16 protein-coding genes, 1 tRNA gene and 5 pseudogenes are annotated in these 21,968 nt (G+C 39.6%); 21 read left to right on the top strand and 1 reads right to left on the bottom strand.

Annotated features, from left to right (window positions below; translation table 11 throughout):
* Positions 1 to 68 precede the first annotated feature (68 nt).
* Positions 69 to 278 (bottom strand): annotated as a pseudogene (locus ACFOSE_RS09440) (MerR family DNA-binding transcriptional regulator); the annotation flags it as partial.
* A gap of 88 nt (positions 279 to 366) precedes the next feature.
* Between ACFOSE_RS09440 and ACFOSE_RS09435 the strand changes: the two are divergent.
* The 21 genes and pseudogenes from ACFOSE_RS09435 to ACFOSE_RS09340 form a co-directional block, all read left to right on the top strand.
* A pseudogene (locus ACFOSE_RS09435) lies at positions 367 to 580 on the top strand (MFS transporter); the annotation flags it as partial.
* Between the two features lie 27 nt (positions 581 to 607).
* Positions 608 to 743 (top strand): annotated as a pseudogene (locus tag ACFOSE_RS09430) (NAD(P)-dependent oxidoreductase); the annotation flags it as partial.
* Positions 744 to 813: 70 nt separating this feature from the next.
* A tRNA-Arg gene (locus tag ACFOSE_RS09425) sits at positions 814 to 885 on the top strand.
* 155 nt (positions 886 to 1,040) lie between these two features.
* A complete protein-coding gene (gene nrdI, locus ACFOSE_RS09420) occupies positions 1,041 to 1,496 on the top strand; it encodes a class Ib ribonucleoside-diphosphate reductase assembly flavoprotein NrdI (protein ID WP_380432743.1) in 456 nt (151 codons plus the stop codon).
* A gap of 66 nt (positions 1,497 to 1,562) precedes the next feature.
* Entirely contained in the window at positions 1,563 to 1,904 is a 342-nt protein-coding gene (locus tag ACFOSE_RS09415; protein ID WP_380432742.1) for a metal-sulfur cluster assembly factor, read from the top strand.
* A gap of 26 nt (positions 1,905 to 1,930) precedes the next feature.
* Complete coding sequence (ilvD, locus tag ACFOSE_RS09410) at positions 1,931 to 3,631, top strand: dihydroxy-acid dehydratase (protein WP_380432740.1); 1,701 nt, start codon at positions 1,931 to 1,933, stop codon at positions 3,629 to 3,631.
* 152 nt (positions 3,632 to 3,783) lie between these two features.
* A pseudogene (locus ACFOSE_RS09405) lies at positions 3,784 to 4,769 on the top strand (YeiH family protein).
* A gap of 56 nt (positions 4,770 to 4,825) precedes the next feature.
* On the top strand, positions 4,826 to 6,058 hold the full coding sequence (locus tag ACFOSE_RS09400) for an FtsW/RodA/SpoVE family cell cycle protein (RefSeq protein WP_380432738.1): 1,233 nt from the start codon (positions 4,826 to 4,828) through the stop codon (positions 6,056 to 6,058).
* Between the two features lie 140 nt (positions 6,059 to 6,198).
* Positions 6,199 to 6,759 carry an HAD-IA family hydrolase gene (locus ACFOSE_RS09395; RefSeq protein WP_380432736.1) on the top strand — a complete coding sequence of 187 codons (561 nt, stop codon included), beginning with the start codon at positions 6,199 to 6,201 and terminating at the stop codon, positions 6,757 to 6,759.
* Between the two features lies 1 nt (position 6,760).
* Positions 6,761 to 8,713: a DNA topoisomerase (ATP-hydrolyzing) subunit B gene (gene gyrB / locus ACFOSE_RS09390; protein WP_380432734.1), complete on the top strand. Its 1,953-nt coding sequence runs from the start codon at positions 6,761 to 6,763 to the stop codon at positions 8,711 to 8,713.
* Positions 8,714 to 8,814: 101 nt separating this feature from the next.
* Positions 8,815 to 10,539 (top strand): septation ring formation regulator EzrA, encoded by a 1,725-nt coding sequence (gene ezrA, locus ACFOSE_RS09385; protein ID WP_380432732.1) that lies wholly within the window; start codon positions 8,815 to 8,817, stop codon positions 10,537 to 10,539.
* Positions 10,540 to 11,130: 591 nt separating this feature from the next.
* A pseudogene (locus ACFOSE_RS09715) lies at positions 11,131 to 11,334 on the top strand (hypothetical protein); the annotation flags it as partial.
* Between the two features lie 200 nt (positions 11,335 to 11,534).
* On the top strand, positions 11,535 to 12,902 hold the full coding sequence (locus ACFOSE_RS09380; protein ID WP_380432731.1) for a UDP-N-acetylmuramoyl-tripeptide--D-alanyl-D-alanine ligase: 1,368 nt from the start codon (positions 11,535 to 11,537) through the stop codon (positions 12,900 to 12,902).
* Between the two features lie 61 nt (positions 12,903 to 12,963).
* A complete protein-coding gene (locus ACFOSE_RS09375; protein WP_380432729.1) occupies positions 12,964 to 14,178 on the top strand; it encodes a hypothetical protein in 1,215 nt (404 codons plus the stop codon).
* 44 nt (positions 14,179 to 14,222) lie between these two features.
* Positions 14,223 to 14,900, top strand: a complete 678-nt coding sequence (locus tag ACFOSE_RS09370; RefSeq protein WP_380432727.1) for a YwaF family protein — start codon at positions 14,223 to 14,225, stop codon at positions 14,898 to 14,900.
* Positions 14,901 to 15,082: 182 nt separating this feature from the next.
* Positions 15,083 to 16,744: a ribonuclease J gene (locus tag ACFOSE_RS09365; protein WP_380432725.1), complete on the top strand. Its 1,662-nt coding sequence runs from the start codon at positions 15,083 to 15,085 to the stop codon at positions 16,742 to 16,744.
* Positions 16,745 to 16,853: 109 nt separating this feature from the next.
* Positions 16,854 to 17,639, top strand: a complete 786-nt coding sequence (locus tag ACFOSE_RS09360) for an alpha/beta hydrolase (RefSeq protein WP_380432724.1) — start codon at positions 16,854 to 16,856, stop codon at positions 17,637 to 17,639.
* Positions 17,640 to 17,748: 109 nt separating this feature from the next.
* Entirely contained in the window at positions 17,749 to 18,459 is a 711-nt protein-coding gene (locus ACFOSE_RS09355) for a matrixin family metalloprotease (protein WP_380432722.1), read from the top strand.
* 9 nt (positions 18,460 to 18,468) lie between these two features.
* The gene (locus tag ACFOSE_RS09350) at positions 18,469 to 18,831 is read left to right on the top strand and encodes a hypothetical protein (protein WP_380432720.1); all 363 of its coding nucleotides are present in this window, start codon (positions 18,469 to 18,471) and stop codon (positions 18,829 to 18,831) included.
* A gap of 55 nt (positions 18,832 to 18,886) precedes the next feature.
* Positions 18,887 to 20,806, top strand: a complete 1,920-nt coding sequence (locus tag ACFOSE_RS09345) for an ABC-F family ATP-binding cassette domain-containing protein (RefSeq protein WP_380432719.1) — start codon at positions 18,887 to 18,889, stop codon at positions 20,804 to 20,806.
* Positions 20,807 to 20,985: 179 nt separating this feature from the next.
* Entirely contained in the window at positions 20,986 to 21,954 is a 969-nt protein-coding gene (locus ACFOSE_RS09340) for a thiamine pyrophosphate-dependent dehydrogenase E1 component subunit alpha (RefSeq protein ID WP_380432717.1), read from the top strand.
* The last annotated feature ends 14 nt before the right edge of the window (positions 21,955 to 21,968 follow it).

Below are 21,968 nucleotides of genomic sequence, written 5' to 3'. Positions count from 1 at the left end.
TTTTGTCACTTACAGTATAGTCCTTTTGGGCTTTTTATTGTCGTTGAAAATCAACTAGCACCACGAGTTAAGAGTATTTTTTTGATGTTCATATAATCATATCTCCTGGTTGTACCTTCTTTACCATTTTGGGAGTGAATGATGCCTTTTTCTTCCCAGTAGCGAATTTTTCTAATTGGAATACCAGTTATTTTGGAAACTTCCCAAATTCCGACAACAAGTTTTTTCAAAAGTTCTACATCCAAGAGAGCAGAGTAGTCTTCAAAATTTTGCTTCATAATCATTTCAATCCTTTTGTATTTATAATTAAATATCTACACCCATTTTATCATAATAAAATATACGAAATAGGATAGGTAATGAAATATGAAAATAAATGGAATCAAAACAGATGAACTGCTCTTAGCAATCTGCTATTTTGGTGCGGTTTGATAGTTGTATCCAGCAATTATTTGACAATTCCTTTAATGGATACTTTTAGCCAACAGTTTCATATTTCTTCTGGCCGAGCTGTCTGGTTGGGAAGATCTTTTTCTTTGCTTATGCTTCGGACTGTCCTTTAGTTGGCTTTTTGTCAGATTGACTAGGCAGGAAAAAGGGGTATCAAAAGTATTATTCAGCCCAGAAGGAAGATTTTTTTCTTAACCAACAGTCTCCTATCATGATTTTGCACTCGCTGTAGCGGATGCTGTAATGGAAAAGTGGCAGGGACTTATCTGATTGCAGAGAAGGAGAATGTCTAATTTCAATTGCTGAATTAGCTTTTTAAGGCTTGCATTCATTTTTAGTCTAGGGTACAATGGTAGAGGTCTTGTCCCCTTAGTTAAATGGATATAACAGCTCCCTCCTAAGGAGTAGTTGCTGGTTCGATTCCGGCAGGGGATATTCCTATGAGGATAGTAGTTGAGGTTAAGAATGATGGCCCTTGTATTTCTGTACAAGGGTCTTATTTTGCGCTTGACCCAAAACCTTTACGGTGCTACAATATCTTGTATATAGAAAACAAAAGAACCACAAGATATTGTGGCATGGAGAAGAACTTGAAATTTGTTTACATTAGTTTGAGTGGAAATACCAAAGCTTTTGTTGAAAAGCTGGTTGATTATTTAGCTTTTAAGCATCCTGAGGTTTTTGTTGAGACATTGGATGTTAAGGAATTAGTTAAAGGCGGTCAGGATTACCCTGATCTGGATCAGCCTTATGTTGCTTTTTTACCGACCTATCTTGAAGGAGGAAATGGTGTTGATACAGGGGATCAAGAGATTTTGACGGGCGATCTTCGCCAGCTGATTGCTAAGGGTGATAATGCTAGCAACTGTTTAGGAATTGTCGGCAGTGGTAATCGCAATTTTAACAATCAATTCTGTCTGACGGCCTATCAATATTCAAAGCAGTTTAACTTCCCTGTCTTAGATGTTTATGAGATGCGTGGTTTAACAGCAGATGTCGAACGAATTGCTGAGAAAATCTATCAAGTTTATGGATTTGAAAATTAAATCTGTTTATAGACAAATTGTCTGAATTGTGCTACAATTTACTGTTGTAATAATGGAGGTTTCTTAATGAGAGATGACATCAAGATTAATGAACGAGCCAAGACTCTGGAGCAGAAACTGATTGAAAAATTAGAAACTGTTTATGATCCCGAAATAGAGTTAGATATTTATAATCTAGGCTTGATTTATGAAATTAACTTGGATGAAAATGGTCATTGTAAAGTGGTTATGACCTTTACTGATGTAGCCTGTAATTGTGCCGATACCCTGCCTCTTGATTTGGTTGATACACTCAAGACAATTGATGGTATCAACTCAGCTAGTGTTGAGGTTGTTTGGCATCCCGTTTGGAAATTGACTCGAATTAGTCGATTGGGTCGTATCGCCTTAGGAATCAGTCCTAAATAATTATGTTCTAGAGAAGAGGAAGTCTTATGACAGAAGTAACGAAGAAAATGCGTCATCGTTCAGCTGTTTATGACAGCATGGTTAAGTCGCCTAACCGTGCTATGCTGCGTGCCACTGGCATGACTGATAAAGATTTTGAAGCCCCAATCGTAGGGGTTATTTCAACATGGGCAGAAAATACGCCATGTAATATGCACCTGCATGATTTGGGTAAAATCACTAAAAAAGGGGTCAAGGATGCAGGCGCTTGGCCAGTTCAATATGGAACCATTACCGTCGCTGATGGGATTGCTATGGGAACTCAAGGGATGCGTTTCTCCCTGACTTCTCGTGATATTATTGCTGACTCCATTGAAGCAGCTATGGGAGGGCACAATGTTGATGCTTTCGTTGCTATCGGTGGTTGTGACAAAAATATGCCAGGTTCTATGATTGCCATTGCTAATATGGATATTCCAGCTATCTTTGCCTATGGCGGTACTATTGCACCAGGAAACCTGAATGGTAGAGACATTGACCTTGTCTCAGTTTTTGAAGGCGTTGGTCATTGGAATCACGGTGATATGACTGCTGAAGAAGTGCGTGCTATCGAATGTAATGCTTGCCCTGGACCTGGTGGTTGTGGTGGTATGTACACAGCTAACACCATGGCGACCGCTATCGAAGTTATCGGAATGAGTCTCCCTGGTTCATCTTCACACCCAGCTGAATCTGCTGAGAAAAAAGCGGATATTGAAGAAGCTGGACGTGCGGTAGTTAGAATGTTAGAAATGGGTTTGAAACCATCGGATATCATTACCCGTGAAGCTTTCGAGGATGCCATTACAGTTACAATGGCTCTGGGAGGATCGACCAATGCAACTCTTCACCTATTAGCTATTGCCCATGCCGCTAATGTTGATTTGACTTTGGAAGACTTCAATGATTTTCAGGAAAAAGTACCACATTTAGCAGACTTGAAACCATCAGGTCAATATGTTTTCCAGGACCTCTATGAGGTTGGTGGTGTGCCAGCGGTTATGAAATATCTTCTAGCTAATGGCTTTCTGCATGGTGAACGCATCACATGTACAGGTAAGACTGTTGCTGAAAATCTGGCAGACTTCCCTGATTTAGCACCAGGTCAAAAAGTTATCATGCCACTTGAAAATCCTAAACGTGCTGATGGTCCATTGATTATCCTGAAAGGTAATTTGGCTCCAGATGGGGCAGTTGCTAAGGTTTCGGGTGTTAAGGTTCGTCGTCATGAAGGACCTGCTAAGGTCTTTGACTCTGAAGAAGATGCCATCGAAGCAGTTCTTAGCGATGATATTGTTGATGGCGATGTTGTTGTCGTTCGTTACGTGGGCCCTAAAGGGGGTCCTGGTATGCCAGAAATGTTATCGCTGTCTTCAATGATTGTAGGTAAGGGACAAGGTGACAAAGTTGCCTTGATTACGGACGGTCGTTTCTCTGGGGGAACCTATGGTCTGGTTGTCGGACACATTGCACCAGAAGCACAAGACGGTGGCCCAATTGCCTATCTTCGTACGGGCGATATAGTCATTGTTGACCAAGATACCAAAGAAATTACTATGAAGGTTTCTGAGGAAGAGTTGGAACGTCGCAAGGCTGAAACAGTTATCCCACCCCTCTATTCACGTGGGGTACTTGGTAAATATGCCCATATTGTCTCTTCGGCTTCTAAGGGTGCTGTTACCGATTTTTGGAATAAAGATGAAAAATAAGTTGTAGGGATAAATGATTAATCCTTGTAGTTCAATAAAACTTAAAGGCTTTGATGAAAAACGTTTTCTTTGTCCAACGAATTCATTGAATGCCTTTTTTTGTGACTTTAAAAGTGATAAGATAGCAGTAGTCTTAATTATTGGAGATGGAAATGAAGCAATTAAAATCTTACTTACCTGGTTTAGCTCTGACAGTGGTCTTAGCGGCACTCTCTGTCATATTGGGTAATTCCTTATCCTTGATTGGTTCAAGCGTATTTGCCATTGTCTTAGGGATATTGGTTAATAATATCTTTAGTCCTGGGGAGAATTTTCAAGCTGGTATTAGCTACAGTAGTAAAAAAATTCTTCAATATTCCATCATCATTTTGGGATTTACGATGTCCATAGGTCAAGTTTCTCAAACAGGTTTTTCTTCACTCAAAATTTCAATAACCACTATTTTAATTTCTTTTTTGGTTTCCTACATTGTGGGACGTTGGCTTAAGATGTCAAAAAATTTGGAGATCCTTATCGGCTTTGGGACAGCTATTGTGGTGGTTCGGCCATTGCTGCGGCTTCACCTATTTTGGAAGCTGACGATGATGAAATTGCCCTCTCAATGTCAACGATTTTTCTTTTTAATATTTTGGCTCTTTTTCTCTTTCCAAGTCTGGGACATTTGATGCAGATGACAGATTATAATTTTGGCCTTTGGACTGGAACAGCTATTAATGACACCTCATCGGTAGTGGCTGCAGGCTATAGTTATAGTCAAAAAGCAGGTGATTTTGCGACAATTGTGAAGTTATCACGTGCGCTGATGATTGTACCGGCTTGTTTGATTTTAACGGGTATTAAATTTTATCGCTCAAAAAAGAGTCAGCAAAATTTCTCATTTAGAAAAATATTTCCTTGGTTTATTCTTTGGTTCCTTGTCGCTTCGCTCTTATCTTCGACTGGTATTTTCCCTAAGTCAGCTATTCCTTATGCTAAAATGATGTCACAATTTTTAATGGCTATGGCTCTGGCCGGGATTGGTTGTAAGGTTTCCTTTAAGCAGTTTAGAGAAGCCGGCCTTAAGCCCTTGTTAACGGGTTTGCTCACTTGGATCTCAGTAGCAGTTTCCAGCTTGATTTTACAATATTTTGTTTTTTGATTTATCAACTTATTAAATCATGCTATAATATTTTATAATTGTATGAAGGAGAAGAAATGGCGAAAAAAAGGAAACGGCCACTTGACAGTAGGGTCGACTATACAGTAATTTTACCGGTATTTATCCTGATTTTAATAGGAATGGTGGCTATTTATACCGCTACTATTCATGACTATCCTAAAACAATTGTATCGGTTATGATTCAGCAGCTAATAGGGATTGCTATAGGCTGCTTGATTGCCTTTGTGGTCATGTTTTTCAATGTAGAACGGCTCTGGAAAATCACCCCAATTCTCTATGGTTTAGGCTTGGCTTTGATGGTGCTGCCGCTCTTTATTTATAGTCCGGAACTAGTCGCTTCAACAGGATCTAAAAACTGGGTTAGTATTGGTTCGGTCAGTCTCTTTCAACCTTCTGAATTTATGAAGATCGTCTATATTCTTATGCTGGCCCGTGTAGGGGTTTGGTTTAAGGATGAGCACCAAGATGAGGAGCCTTCACTGCAGAATGATGGTCGCTTGTTGTTGTATTATTTTGGTGTTACTCTCCCTGTGCTTTTGCTTCTAATTTTACAAAAGGATATGGGGACAGCTATGGTTTTCTTAGCCATCTTAGCAGGATTGATTGTTCTGTCGGGAGTGGCTTGGCGGATTATTCTGCCGGTAATATTCTTAGCTGTTCTAGGCTTTGGAATCTTTATGTTGATCTTCACCAGTGACTGGGGCAAAGAGTGGCTCTACCACATGGGGCTAGAAACTTATAAAATCAATCGGGTAGCTGCTTGGTTGGATCCTTTCGCTTATGAGTCAGGTATTGCTTACCAACAAGTACAGGGATTAATTTCCATCGGTAGCGGTGGCTTATTTGGGAAAGGGTTTAATGTTGCTGAACTATCTGTTCCTGTGCGTGAGTCCGATATGATTTTCACTGTCATTGCTGAAGATTATGGATTTATCGGCGGAATAATCGTTATTCTCCTCTATTTGATTTTAATATTCCGGATGATTCGTATTACTATTGAGTCTAATAATGTATTTTATACTTATATTTCAACTGGCTTCATCATGATGATTCTCTTCCATATTTTTGAGAATATCGGAGCTGCTATTGGTATTCTACCTCTAACTGGTATTCCCTTACCTTTTATATCCAAAGGTGGCTCATCCTTGATGTCTAATTTAATTGGTGTGGGGCTCATTCTTTCCATGTCTTATCAGAATAATTTGGCTTTAGAAAGACGGGTCGATGAGAATATGAGCAGGAGAGCTTGGTATAAATATTGGATTTAACCAGTACCCTTTTAATCGGTTAAAGTTAATGATAAAAGAGTTTAGAAAGTTTTTTTCTAAGCTCTTTTTTGACTCCAGCTATAGGGTAAGAGCTGGCAAAGCTAGTGCAAAAATAGCTGAAATATGCTATAATTAAGATTATGAAATTTCACGATTACATCTGGGATTTAGGCGGTACTCTGCTGGATAATTACGAGATTTCAACACAGGCATTCTGTGATACTCTGACTGAGTTTGGTGTGAGCTCAGACCATGATCAGGTTTATGCCATGTTGAAGGTTTCAACTGATGCAGCTATTGCTAAATTTATTCCTAATCAACCTAATTTTTTAGTATGCTATAAGGACCGTGAAGCCAAGGCCTTAGCAACTCCTATTCTTTTTGAAGGAGCTAAGGAAATATTGGCAAAAATTGTAGCGGAAGGTGGGAGAAATTTTATGATTTCTCACCGCAATCATTTAGTGTTAGATATTTTGAAAAAAGCAGACGTTGCCCAATATTTTACTGAGGTGGTAACTAGTGAGAGTGGTTTTGCGCGCAAGCCCAATCCTGAATCCATGCTCTATCTCAAGAACAAATACAAGATGACAAAGGCAGTAGCTATTGGCGATCGTGATATTGATAACCAAGCAGCACAAGCGGCAGGCCTCGAAGCCTTGCTATTTGATGGTAAAAAGTCTCTCTTAGAAACGGTAGTATAGAATGACAGAAGAAAATAAAAATCAAGAAGAATTGGCTATGGAATATAATGCCAGTCAGATCCAAGTCTTGGAAGGCCTCGAAGCTGTTCGTATGCGTCCTGGAATGTATATCGGTTCAACCTCAAAAGAAGGTCTCCATCACCTGGTTTGGGAAATTGTTGATAACTCGATTGACGAAGCTCTGGCAGGATTTGCCAGCCATATTGAGGTCTTTATTGAACCGGATGATTCAATTACCGTTATTGATGATGGTCGAGGGATTCCTGTTGATATTCAGGAAAAGACCGGTCGTCCTGCTGTTGAAACAGTCTTTACCGTACTTCACGCCGGTGGTAAGTTTGGTGGCGGCGGTTATAAGGTATCTGGCGGTCTCCACGGTGTCGGTTCCTCGGTAGTTAATGCTCTATCAAAACAACTGGAGGTGCGCGTCTACAAAAATGGTCACATCCATTTTCAAGAGTATAAACGTGGAATCGTAGTGGATGATCTTAAAATTATCGGCGAAACAGCTCACACAGGAACCGCTGTTCATTTTATACCAGATCCTGAAATCTTCACTGAAACACTTGAATTTGATTTCAATAAACTGGCCAAACGTATCCAAGAATTAGCCTTCTTGAACAAGGGGCTTAAAATTTCTATTACTGATAAGCGTGAGGGCAAGGAGCAGACTCAAGATTATCACTATGAAGGTGGCATTGTCAGCTATGTTGATTACCTCAATGAAAATAAGGATGTGCTCTTTGAGCATCCTACTTACACAGATGGTGAAATGGATGGGATATCGGTTGAAGTTGCTATCCAATACACAGGTACTTACCATGAGAATATTCTAAGCTTTGCTAATAACATCCACACTCACGAGGGCGGTACCCATGAGCAAGGATTTCGGACAGCCTTAACTCGGGTCATCAATGATTATGCTCGTCAGAATAAACTGCTTAAAGAAAAAGAGGACAACTTATCGGGCGAAGATGTTCGTGAAGGTTTAACCGCTGTCATCTCGGTTAAACACCCAAATCCCCAATTCGAAGGTCAAACCAAAACTAAGTTGGGAAATTCTGAAGTTGTCAAGATTACTAATCGTCTTTTTAGTGAGGCTTTCTCGCGCTTTCTTTTGGAAAATCCTCAGATTGCTAAAAAAATTGTTGAAAAAGGAATTCTGGCTTCAAAAGCACGGATTGCTGCTAAACGTGCGCGTGAGGTAACTCGTAAAAAATCAGGTCTAGAAATTTCTAATTTACCAGGTAAGTTGGCGGACTGTTCTTCAAATATTGCTAGTCAAAATGAGCTTTTTATCGTTGAAGGAGACTCTGCTGGTGGTTCAGCCAAGTCAGGTCGTAACCGTGAATTTCAGGCTATTCTGCCTATTCGTGGGAAAATCCTTAATGTTGAAAAAGCCAGTATGGATAAGATTCTTGCTAATGATGAAATCCGAAGCCTTTTCACAGCTATGGGGACCGGTTTTGGAGCAGACTTTGATGTCAGCAAGGCTCGCTACCAAAAGTTGGTTATCATGACAGATGCTGATGTTGATGGTGCTCATATTCGTACCTTGCTTTTAACTCTGATTTATCGCTTTATGCGTCCTGTTTTAGAGGCTGGTTATGTTTATATTGCTCAGCCACCGATTTATGGTGTCAAAGTTGGCAGTGAGATTAAGGAGTATATCCAACCGGGGGCCGATCAAGAGACAAAACTTCAGGAGGCCTTGGAACGCTATACCCAAGGGCGCTCTAAACCAAGTGTACAGCGTTATAAGGGTCTAGGTGAAATGGATGACCATCAACTATGGGAAACGACAATGGATCCTGAAAATCGTTTAATGGCACGTGTCTCAGTTGATGATGCAGCGGAAGCAGATAAGATTTTTGACATGCTGATGGGAGATCGCGTTGACCCCCGTCGCGAGTTTATTGAAGCGAACGCCGTCTATAGTACACTCGATATTTAATTGTGAATTTTTTTGATAAGTGTCTAGAACTATGATATAATGGGGCGTACTATGTGATAATATGAAGGCTTTTTGTGCCTTTGACACTAAAAGGAGAAAACATGTCGAGCGGAATTGTAGTGCTGATTGTAGCCGTTGTCCTTGTGGTCATTATCGGTTATCTTATCGGTGTTATTCTTAGAAAACGAAATGATTTAAGAATTGCTGAGTTGGAAGAGCGCAAGCAAAAATTGTTTGATCAGCCTATTGATGAGAAGTTAGAGGCTGTCAAAAAATTGAATTTGATCGGTCAGAGTCAAACGACATTTCGTGAATGGAATCAAAAGTGGTCAGATCTTTCTAAAAATACAATCAAGGATATAGAGGCTAATCTGGTTAATGCTGAAAATCAAAATGATTCCTTTAAATTCTTGAAGACCAAGACTTCCATTGAGACGATTGAAAGTCAGTTGGATTTGGCTGAAGAGGACATCACGGCTGTTCGTGAGGCGCTTGAAATTCTTCAGGATCAAGAAGATAAAAACAGTGCCCGTGTCAAACATGCTTTGGATCTTTACGAAGAATTGAAGAATAGCATCGAAGATAACTCTGATAACTTCGGAGCGACTAAAATTGAGATTGGCAAGCAGCTTAAAAATATTGAAGCAGAATTTTCTCAATTTGTTACACTTAATTCAACGGGAGATCCTGTTGAAGCGGCCGAAATTTTAGATACAGCAGAAGAGCACACTATCGCTCTCGGTCAGATTTCGGAAAAAATTCCAGCAATCGTTGCTAAATTGGAAGATGACTTCCCAGATCAATTGGATGACCTAGAATCCGGCTATGCTAAATTGTTGGAAGCTCATTATCATTTCCCAGAACGCAATATTGAGCGTCGTTTCCAAGATATTCGTGAGTCTATCAGCAGTAATGCAGATGGTCTGGTTACTCTGGATCTCGATCGTGCTAACAGTGAAAATCAAGAAATTCAAGAGAAGATTGATGGTCTCTATGCTATCTTTGAGCGTGAAATTGACGCTAATAAGAAAGTGATGAAGAACAGCAAGGTCCTTCCAAAATACTTGGAGCACGCCAAGCACAATAATGAGGCCTTGAAAAAAGAGATGGAACGTCTCAATGCTCTCTATATTATCGAGGATAGTGAGACCTTGAGTGTTCAGAACTTCACCAAAGAGTTGGAAACTATTGAAGAAGATACAATTCCGGCTATTGAAAACTTTGATACTCAGGAAAAACCATATTCTGAATTACAAGTTATCTTTGATGAAGCTCTCAAAACCCTGTCAACGGTTGAAGAAGGACAGATTGAACTCAGCGGGCAGCTCAAAAGTATTGAACGTATTGAAAATGAGTCGCGTATCAAGTCTGATGAATATGTCAATCAGTTGCACATCATCAAACGCTTTATGGAAAAGCGCAATCTGCCGGGGATTCCCCAAGATTTCCTCAGTATCTTCTTTACGACTAGTGAACATCTTGAAGCCTTATTAGATGAATTGAGCAAGGGACGTATCAATATCAATTTGGTAGCGCGTTTGACAGAGTCGGCAGGCTCATCAATTGATCTTCTGATTGAAACGACCTATCGTGTTGTTCAAAATGCTACCTTGACAGAGCAGCTCTTGCAGTATTCAAATCGCTACCGTAGTTTTGAGCCTGCTGTCCAAGATAGCTTTGAAATTGCCCTCAAGCTCTTCGAAAAGGAGTACGATTACAAGTCATCTTTTGAAGAAATTTCATATGCGCTTGAAATGGTAGAGCCAGGTGTTACAGATCGTTTTGTTTCATCTTATGAAAGAACACGTGAAATTATTCGTTTTTAGAAAAAAGCTGGAAAATTTGAACGGCATCCCAAAAGTTAGACATAATATCTAACGATTGAGGTGCTTTTCTTATGGAGTTAAGCTATAAGGATAAAGTCGAAAGTTATCGCTTAAGATGATTTGGTTGGACTTGGTCGAGACTCAGTCAAAAATTTGATGTGACTATAGATAATCTAGGATATTTGTCTGCTTTGTTGATAAACATGGTCTAAGGACAACTAAGATTTTAAAAGGTCTTTTTATACAAAAAGTTCAAAATCTTACTCTTGGATCAGTAAAGGATTCACTCTGGTTATTAATGTTTAAAGGGCTGTTCATTATACTTTGCTACAGACGAATACTTGGGCTATTCCCAATACATCTTTTAAGAGTTATTTTGGGGATGGATTTGACCCTAACCACGATTCTATTGGAATTTTTAAATGGCCTGCCCCTGTTATGCTTGTAACAGCGATTATGTCAGGTTGGGCCTAGCTGCTCTTTCTAATTTTTCATTTTAAAAGATGCAATGGCTGCTGGAGTTGTACTGGTTGGTTCTTATCCTAGTGTAATGGCTTTTTTGGCGGGTAGTGATGCTGCTTTAGCTGCTTCATCGGCATACAAGATTCTAGCTTAGGGTTTAGGGGAAAGCCTGCTGTCAAATATTTTGCTCCACAAGCCAATTTCTTCAACAATCCTTTCAATTTGGCATAATACTTCCGATTCTATTTGTCGTTTTGGTGGGAAAATCATTCCAAGGAGTCCCGTCCCTATCTCAAGAAACAAGCAGTTAAAGCTGTCAGTCCTTATCTCTAATCATTTCATAAGAGACTAGGACCCTATTGATTGATAGGTAATTAGGAGTTCTGCCTCGCCCTCTTTTTGGATAGGATAAGTTTGTAATATTAAGATGAAAATTTCGTTTTTATTCTTTAAAACGGCTAAAATCTTTGTTAAAAATTATGGTATAATTTTCTATATATGCTCAGATAAGATCAAAGAATTAAGGAATCCCTATGAAATTAACCTTACATGAAATTGCAAAAGTTGTTGGTGCTTTAAACGATGTCTCTGAATTTGATGACCTAAATATTACCAATATTGAATTTGATAGCCGCAAAATCAAGTCAGGTAATCTCTTTTTACCGCTCAAAGGAATGCGTGATGGCCATGATTTTATTGAAACAGCCTTTGCGAATGGTGCGGTAGCTACCTTTTCTGAAAAAAAAGTGATCAATTACCCTTATATCCTCGTTGCAGATACATTGAAAGCTTTTCAGACTCTGGCACAATATTATTTACGAAAAATGGCGGTTGACGTTATCGCTGTGACTGGCTCAAACGGTAAAACGACGACTAAGGACATGATTGCCGCTATTTTAGTGACGACCTATAAAACCTATAAAACACAAGGCAATTACAACAATGAAATTGGTCTACCTTACACAGTTTTACACATGCCAGATGAGACTGAAAAAATTGTTTTAGAAATGGGGCAGGATCATCTTGGTGATATCGCTTTATTGTCTGAGTTAGCTAGACCGCATATCGCTGTAGTAACCCTAATTGGTGAGGCCCACTTAGAATTTTTCGGTAGTCGTGAAAAAATTGCCCAAGGAAAGATGCAAATCACCCAAGGAATGGATGAAGAAGGGGTTCTGATTGCGCCGGCAGATAAAATCATCAATGCCTATCTACCTGATAATCAGAAAATCATTCGCTTTGGCGCAGACAAAGATATTTACTTGACGGATTTAGAAGAAAGTAGGGATTCTCTGACTTTCCGTACCAATTTTTTGGAAGGTCCTATTCGACTGCCTGTGACAGGTAAATACAATGCAACCAATGCCATGATTGCTAGCTACGTTGGACAACTGCTCAAAATAGCTGAGGATCAAATAGCCTCAGCCCTTTCTCAACTAAAGCTAACAGGTAATCGGACACAATGGAAAAAAGCAACTAATGGTGCTGATATCTTATCTGATGTTTACAATGCTAATCCAACAGCCATGCGATTGATTTTGGAGACTTTTTCTACTATTGCCAGCAATGAAGGCGGTCGTAAAATTGCTGTTTTGGCTGATATGAAGGAATTAGGAGAAAATTCTGTTCAGATGCACACGGAGCTGATCACTAGTTTAAGTCCAGATGATTTGGATACGGTAATTTTTTATGGTTCTGACATTGCTGATTTAGCTCAGCTAGCTAGTCAAATGTTCCCCATTGGCAAGGTCTACTATTTCAAAAAGACATTGGATCAAGACCAATTTGCCGATTTAGTTGAGTGTATCAAGGGGCTCCTCAAGCCACAAGATCAAATTCTTTTTAAGGGATCAAATTCTATGAATTTGAGTGAGGTTGTTGATCTTTTGGAAGAGGCTTGAGTCCTCAATAAAAACTATTTTGAAATAAGCCTTTGGGCGATAATACATTATATTTTGGAGAATGAATTTGAAAACATTGAGTGAAGAGTGGCAAAGTTTTTCTGAAGATCACAGTAAGCTTTATCAATTTTTTTACAGTATTGCCTTTATTGTAGCTGTCTATACTTACTTTCTGAAGCGCTTCATGACGGATGCTACTTACATCCATCTGACTATTGTTTCACTTCTATTGAGTTTGGCAGTCTTTATTTGGCATATTTATCTTAAACGTTGGTCGGATGAGGTTTTGTTTGCAATAACAGCCATCCTTATTTTTGTGGTTCTGATGCCTCATAAATTTTATATGATTTACTTTTTGCCAGATTTTTCTTTGCTGTCCTTCCTTTTACTGTCGGTATCGGTTGACCCCAAGCAGTCCAATCTTATGCGGACCATATTCTATGCCAAGATTTTTTTAGCTATTACTGTCTTGCTCTTTTATATCATGGGGAAAGTTCCAGATGTTACGCTCTGGCGTGATAGTAAACAACTTGTTCGTCATTCCTATGGCTTTTTACATCCCAATTCCTTGAGCATGTTTATGATGAGCATAATGTGTGATTTTTCGCTAATGAAAAAGAAGGCGCTAGCCGTATCTGAACTTTTATGGATAACTCTCGTGTCTCTCTTAGTCTATGCTATCACAGATTCGAGAACAGGCCTCTTTACCTTTATTATTATTTTAGCTTGTTCGTTTTTTAAGAAAACTCTATTGACTTACGAGGTATCTGGTAAGGTCGTTTTCAGATCGATCCTAGCTATTTTCCTTTTGGGGATCATGCTGTCTCTTTTATATCAATCGGATTCTCCCTTTTTTGAATTTTTAAATAAAATCTTTACTGGACGTCTGGATAACGCGCATGCTTATATTGAAAAATATGGTTTTCGTCTTCTTCCTAGACGGGTTCCTTTCCTCTATCATGAAGATGGCGGTCGGATCTTTAATGAGAATTTTTATGTGGATTCCCTCTTGCGTCAAGGCCTTTGGGTTTATATCCTATTCCCAATTATGATTGGTTTTCAAACAGTCAATAAGCGCTTCACCCTCTATCATTTTATTCTGATGCTATCGACTTTTTTGATTGCCAGTATGGAAGATTACGGTGCTAGTATCTGTATGAGTAGTATTTTACTATTTAACTATTTTTCTTTTCCTGAGGAAGATGAAAAGTTGGATGATTGGCCTACAGTCCCTCGCAGCAAGTATCAAAGACATAGGGCCCACCACAGTGTATAATAGCTTAATTTGAGAGAAAAGGAGAAGAAAGGGATAATTAAGGGATGAAGGAATTTTTGGCGGATTTTTTAACGACGCAACAGAGTCAGCCACCAACAATAACAGCTGGTTGGTACGCTCTCATTTTGCTGATGATAGCAATTTTAGTTTGGCTGACTTATCGCTATCATAGGTATGCAATCTATGTTGGAATTTTTAAGTGGCTTCAAATCGGTCAGTTGTTGCTTCTCTATTCTTGGTATCTAATTTATCAGATTCCTCTATCGGTTAGCCTCCCCCTCTATCATTGTCGATTGGCCATGATTGGCCTAATCATCTTGCCCGATAAGCTCTCCCTCAAGCATTATCTTGCCTTGATGGGATTTGGCGGTGCCCTCTTTGCGCTGGGCTATCCTGTTATGGATCCCTATACTTTTCCTCATATTACGGGACTTTCCTTTATTGTGGGGCACTTTGCTCTTTTGGTCAATAGTCTGCTGTACCTTTTCAATCATTTTGAAGAAAGACGGCTCAGTCTCTTTAAGATTCTAACCTATACTTTTTTATTGGATCTTTTTTTGCTCTGGATTAATCATGTAACGGGTGGTAATTATGGTATTATGCGCTTCACCCCTATTATCAACAGCAGAGACGTTTGGGTTAATTATTGGGTGGTTTCTCTAGTGCTTAGTCTTGCCTTGGTCTTGATAGAAATTATTTTTAGAAGTTACAAGAAGCCTTAAGGGCTTTTTTTGCTCTTTTTTGAGCTTAAGCATAATCCTAGCATTTATGCTATAATATATAAGACTGTAATTCGACTTATTTTAAGAGAAATAAGGACCGTTGGTATAAATATGTGGTTAAAACCATGATAAAACACAATAAAAAAAGAGCACTTGCTCTAACCTAAGAAAAAGGAGTTACAATGAGTGATATAAAAATTATTGCCCTAGGAGGTGTCCGTGAAAACGGAAAAAACTTCTATGTTGTTGAAATCAATGAATCTATCTTTATACTAGATGCTGGCCTTAAATACCCTGAAAATGAACAGCTTGGTGTTGATGTCATCATTCCCAATCTGGACTATTTGATTGAGAACAAGGAGCGTGTACAGGGGGTTTTCCTAACCCACGGACATGCTGATGCTATTGGAGCTCTACCCTATCTCTTGCAGGATGTGCGCGTGCCAGTCTTTGGTTCTGAATTGACGATTGAATTGGCTAAATTAGTTGTTAAAAACAATGCACAAACCAAGAAATTTAACAATTTCCATCTTGTAGATGCAACGACAGAAATTGAGTTTAGTGATGCTGTGGTTTCTTTTTTCAGCACCACTCACTCAATTCCTGAAAGCTTAGGAATTGTCTTAGGGACAGATCAAGGAAATATTGTTTACACTGGTGATTTTAAATTTGACCAGGCGGCTAGCCCTGGTTATCAAACAGACTTTGGACGTTTGGCAGAAATCGGTCGTGAAGGGGTTCTGGCCCTGTTGGCAGATTCTGCTAATGCGGACAGCAATGTCCAAATTGCCAGCGAAGCAGAAGTTGGTGATGAAATGAACGATGTCATTTCAGAGGCCACAGGACGAATTATTGTCGCTGCTGTAGCCAGCAATTTATCGCGGATTCAACAGATCTTTGATGCTGCCGCAGAACATGGCCGTCGTGTTGTTTTAACTGGTTTTGATGTGGAAAATATTGTCCGAACAGCTATCCGCCTAAAAAAATTGAATATCGCGGATGAAAAATTGATTGTCAAGCCTAAGGAAATGAACAGGTTTGAGGATCATGAGCTGATTATTCTTGAAGCTGGTCGGATGGGTGAGCCGATCGATGGATTGCGAAAAATGGCTATCGGTCGTCACCGTTATGTGGAAATCAAAGATGGGGATCTGGTTTATATTGTCACTACGCCAAGTGTTGCTAAAGAAGCGGTAGTTGCCCGTGTTGAAAATATGATTTATCAGGCTGGCGGTTCCGTCAAGCTGATTACACAAAATCTTCGAGTATCAGGACATGCTAATGGTCGTGATTTGCAGCTCATGATGAATATCCTCCGTCCAAGCTACCTCTTTCCGATTCAAGGAGAGTATCGTGAATTGCAGGCACAGGCTGATTTGGCAGAAGAAGTAGATATTCTACCTGAAAATATCTATATCATGAAACGTGGAGATATCATGCTTTTGACTGACCAAGGTTTCCTTCATGAAGGAGGTGTGCCGGCCAGTGATGTTATGATTGATGGAAATGCGATTGGTGATGTTGGCAATATTGTGCTGCGTGATCGTAAGATTCTCTCAGAAGATGGTATCTTCATCGTGGTTATCACAGTTAACAGAAAGAAAAAGATCATTGTTTCCAAAGCTAAAGTTCATACACGTGGCTTTGTCTATGTCAGAAAGAGTCGTGATATTCTACGAGAAAGTGCCGACTTGGTCAATAAAACAGTAGAGGACTATCTGGCACAAGATGGCTTTGATTGGGGAGAACTAAAAGGATCTGTTCGTGATGAGTTGAATAAGTTCCTCTTTGATCAAACCAAACGCCGTCCGGCTATCTTGCCAGTGATTATGGAAGTGCGTTAATAGTAATTTATATTTTATCGAAAATAAAAGGGGTTGGGGTAGAGCTAAAAATCTTTGATTTGTAGCTGTTTACCTCACTCCCTTTTCCCATAAGAGGAGGAAGGATTTTATGGCATTTTTTCAAATTGAGTATCAGTCAAAAATTTTAGGTTATGAGCGTCAGGTAAACGTCATTTATCCTGATGCCTTTGAAATTGATCCAGAAGCTGTTGCAGATAAGGATATTCCAGTGCTCTATCTCTTGCATGGAATGGGAGGCAATCACAATTCCTGGCAGAAGCGCACGGCTATTGAGCGTTTGTTGCGTCATACCAATCTGATTGTTATTATGCCTTCAACTGATTTGGCTTGGTACACAAATACTGCTTATGGTCTCCGTTATTTTGATGCTATTGCTCAAGAATTACCAGAGGTAATGCGCCGCTTTTTCCCCAATATGACAGATAAAAGGGAGAAGACTTATATTGCTGGTCTATCTATGGGTGGATATGGTGCTTACAAGTTAGCTCTTTTAACTAATCAGTTTGGCTATGCAGGGTCATTTTCGGGAGCACTTAGCTTTGATATGGACAACCTAAGTGATAATATTGATGGGAATCTGAATTATTGGCAAGGTGTCTTTGGTGATTTGTCAAAAGAAGAAGCAAACCGCCATCTTTTAACAGAAATGGTGGCTAAACATGATATGAAAACCCAGTTTTACGCTTGGTGTGGTCGGCAAGATTACCTCTATCAAGCTAATGAACAAGCTGTCGCTGATTTCAAGTCATTGGGTTTGAATATTGACTATCATACAGCTCCTGGTAAACATGAATGGTATTACTGGGAAAAACAATTAGAGGCCTTTTTTGAATGGTTACCTCTTGATTATGTTAAGGAAGAGCGGCTGTCATAGCAGTCTGCTTTTTACAAATTAAAGACAAGTAGGCTAAGACTTGTATTTTAAAATTTGTCCTGCTATACTTAAGTTTCTTTCTTATAACTCTAGTTAGTGAGGATTGCTTATGAAAAAAATTTTCAAATTCCTACTCTACATTCCTGGAGAAATCCTTGGTTTTCTCTGGCGCTTTTTTTGGAGTCTGCTTAAAACAGCTCTTATCATAGCCTTGGTTGTTTTGTGTCTGGTTTGGTATAGTAGTAATAGTAATTCCCAATTCGCTCAATCCTTTAAAGGGGCTTTTTCCAATATTAGCAGCCATTTATCATCGGACAAGGATTTAGGCAAGGATATTGAAAGACTTGCTACTGATGCAGGTTCTCATACCGAAGGTGCCCGCTGGTCCAATAATTCGGCGACTGTTTACATCGCTTCAAGCAATTCAACCTTAGCATCTGCTTATCAAGAGGCGCTTTTGGCTTGGAATAATACAGGTGCTTTTACCTTTAATCTTATCAATGATAAGGATGCTGCTGATATCATATTAGACGATCGATCGGATAGCTCTAGTCAAGCTGCTGGTGAGGCCCAGTCGACAACAGATGCTCTAAGTAACCGCATCAACCATGTCGATGTCTATCTTAATAGTTACTATCTCTTAGATGACGCTTATGGCTATACCTATGAGCGTATTGTCAATACGGCGGAACATGAGTTGGGACACGCAATTGGCTTGGAACACAACGACAGCGAGACTTCGGTTATGCAATCAGCTGGTTCTTATTATGCTATCCAGCAAACGGATATTGTTGCTGTTCAAAAACTTTATGCAAATTAGGTGATCAAAATGATAACAACTATTAAAAATTGGGTCCGTCATTATCCTGAGCAGGCCTTTCTTGTTTTATTTAATACAGGTGTTTTTGCTTGGCTTAGTACGACAGGCTCAGCCATCACAAGTAGGTTGAATTGGGATAATTTAACTGTTTTACCTGCTTGGCTGCTCGATTTTGCCAACAACAGCTTGGAAAAAATTCAAGGGCTCTTTGGTCATTCGGCTTGGACTTGGTTGATTATTTCCATGTTGCTAACCTTGTTCTTGCGTTTTATCAGGGGAGTGATCAAACTGATTTTGTTTTTACTCATTCTCGGTATTGGTCTCTATCTGATTTATAGACATCAATCAGTCTTGGGCCAACTGCCTAGTTGATGTAATTTTTTAGATAAAAGTCCCTTTGTAAGGGGCTTTTTGTTATAATAAGATTATGATTATTTTGCAAGGAAATAAAATTGAGCGCTCCTTTTCTGGAGATACTCTTTTTGACAATATTAATATTCAAGTGGATGAGAAGGATCGCATTGCCCTAGTTGGACGCAATGGGGCTGGCAAATCAACACTTTTAAAAATTCTAGTTGGAGAAGAAATTCCAACTTCTGGTCAAATTAATACTAAACGTGATCTCAGTCTATCTTATCTGTCCCAGGACAGTCGTTTTGAATCAGATGATACAGTTTTTGATGGTATGCTAAGAGTATTTGATGACTTGCGTCAGCAGGAAAAACGTCTGCGAGATATGGAAATACAGATGGGCAATTTATCTGGTTCAGAGCTAGATAAACTCATGCAGGATTATGATCAGTTATCAGAGATTTTTCGTGCTCAGGGTGGTTTCACCTATGAAGCGAATATTAAGTCTATTTTGAATGGCTTTAAATTTGATGAAAGCATGTGGCAGATGCCAATCTCGGATTTATCGGGTGGCCAAAATACTCGATTGGCCTTAGCTAAGATGTTGTTGGAAAAGCCTGAACTTTTGGTGCTAGATGAGCCGACCAATCATTTAGATATCGACACTATTGCCTGGTTGGAAAATTACTTGGTCAACTATTCAGGCGCTCTGATTATCGTCAGTCACGACCGTTATTTCCTTGATAAGGTCGCTACGATAACTTATGACTTGACTCCCCATTCATTGGATCGTTATGTTGGAAATTACTCAGGCTTTATGGATGCCAAGGCTGAGCGCCTAGCAACAGAAGCTAAGGCCTATGAGAAGCAGGCTAAAAAAATCGCCAAGCTAGAAGATTTTGTCCAAAGAAATATCGTGCGGGCTTCAACGACCAAAAGAGCTCAAGCTAGACGTAAACAGTTGGAAAAAATGGAGCGTCTGGATCAACCGCAAACTTCTTCCAAATCAGCTCACATGACTTTTCAAGCCGGTAAACCGTCGGGAAGTGTCGTCTTAATAGTAAGCGATGCAGCTATTGGCTATGATGGTCAAGTGTTGGCAGAGCCTATCAATTTGGATGTCAAAAAATTCGATGCTATTGCCATTGTTGGTCCTAATGGGATTGGGAAATCTACTTTAGTTAAATCAATTGTTGGTCAAATTCCTTTCATCAAAGGTCAAGCCAGCTATGGAGCGAATGTTGAGGTTGGGTATTACGATCAAGGGCAGAGCCATTTAACGAGGACCAATACTGTTCTTGATGAACTCTGGAATGACTTTCCGACGATACCAGAAGTAGAAATTCGCAATCGTCTCGGAGCCTTTCTCTTTTCGGGTGATGATGTCAAAAAGAGTGTTGCCATGCTATCAGGTGGTGAGCGAGCACGTTTGCTGCTGGCTAAATTATCCATGGAAAATGATAATTTTTTAATTCTGGATGAGCCGACCAATCACTTAGATATCGATAGCAAGGAGGTCCTAGAAAATGCCCTGATTGATTTTGATGGGACACTTTTGTTTGTCAGTCATGACCGCTATTTTATCAACCGTGTTGCAACCAAGGTCTTGGAAATTTCTGACCAAGGCTCCACCCTCTATCTGGGTGATTATGACTATTATCTGGAAAAAAAGGCTGAACAAGAAGAATTTCTAGAGTTGCCCAAGCAGGAAGATAAGCAGGATACAGCCATGTCTAGTTCACTAGATAATGTCAATGACTATCAGATGCAAAAGGCCAATCAAAAAGAACTAAGAAAATTAACCCGTCGGATTAAACAGATTGAACAAGAGTTAGAAGACTTAGAGCAGCAAGAAGCGGAAATTTCGGAAGAAATGCTTCAAACCAACGATGCTATTTGGCTCGTAGAATTACAATCCAAATTAGATAGTCTCACTCAAGAGCAAGATTATCTAATGACAGAATGGGAAACCTTAAATAATCAAGTTGGCTTATAACTCGATAAAATCCCCATTAAGACGTTTTTTGCGTTAATGGGGATTTTAAGTTTGTGAAAAAACCTTCAAAATTTACTTTATAACCCTTTTCATCCTTTTAATATCAATAAACTTCTTGTTTGCTGTTTGTGAAATTTTAGGATAAAATAAAAGAGGATAAAATCTTTTTGGAGGTCGTTATGGCACAATTATCTAAAGACCAATACTTAGAATTGTATTTAAAAATGGAGCGTATTCGTGAGTTCGATATGCGTATCAATAAATTAGTCCGTCGCGGATTTGTCCAAGGGATGACGCACTTTTCTGTTGGAGAAGAAGCTGCTAGTGTGGGAGCCATGGCACATTTGACTTACGATGATATCATTTTCTCTAATCACCGTGGTCATGGGCAATCTATTGCTAAAGATATGGATTTAAATCGCATGATGGCGGAGTTGGCTGGCAAGGTTACTGGTGTCTCTAAGGGACGCGGAGGTTCCATGCACTTAGCTGACTTTGAGAAGGGGAACTATGGTACCAATGGTATTGTAGGTGGAGGTTATGCCCTAGCTACTGGTGCGGCTCTGACTCAGCAATACAATGAAACAGGCAACATTGTTGTCGCTTTTTCGGGTGATGGTGCAACCAATGAAGGCTCCTTCCATGAATCTGTCAATCTGGCAGCCACTTGGAAGTTGCCAATAATTTTCTTTATCATCAATAACCGCTATGGTATTTCTATGGACATTACCAAAGCAACCAATACCCCTCACCTTTATACTCGAGCAGAAGCATATGGTATTCCGGGTTACTATGTTGAGGATGGTAATGATGTGATTGCTGTTTATGATAAGATGGCAAAGGTTGTCGAACATGTTCGCTCTGGCGAGGGTCCTGCAATCATCGAAGTAGAATCTTACCGCTGGTTTGGTCATTCAACGGCAGACGCTGGGAAGTACCGCAGCAAGGAAGAGGTAGATAGCTGGAAGAAGAAAGATCCGCTGTTGAACTTTCGCAACTACTTAGCTGAAAATTCTGACCTCACAACTGAAGAACTGGATGTTATCCATGATCAAGTTGTTCAAGAAATAGATGCAGCCTATGAATTTGCACAAAATAGTCCAGATCCAGAGCTTTCAGTCGCCTTTGAAGATGTTTGGGCTGACTAAAGCTGTATTTTTAA

This window comes from Streptococcus dentapri (assembly GCF_042649885.1).
GTDB classification, from domain to species: Bacteria; Bacillota; Bacilli; order Lactobacillales; family Streptococcaceae; genus Streptococcus; species Streptococcus dentapri.
This window is presented reverse-complemented; position numbering and strand designations above follow the sequence as displayed.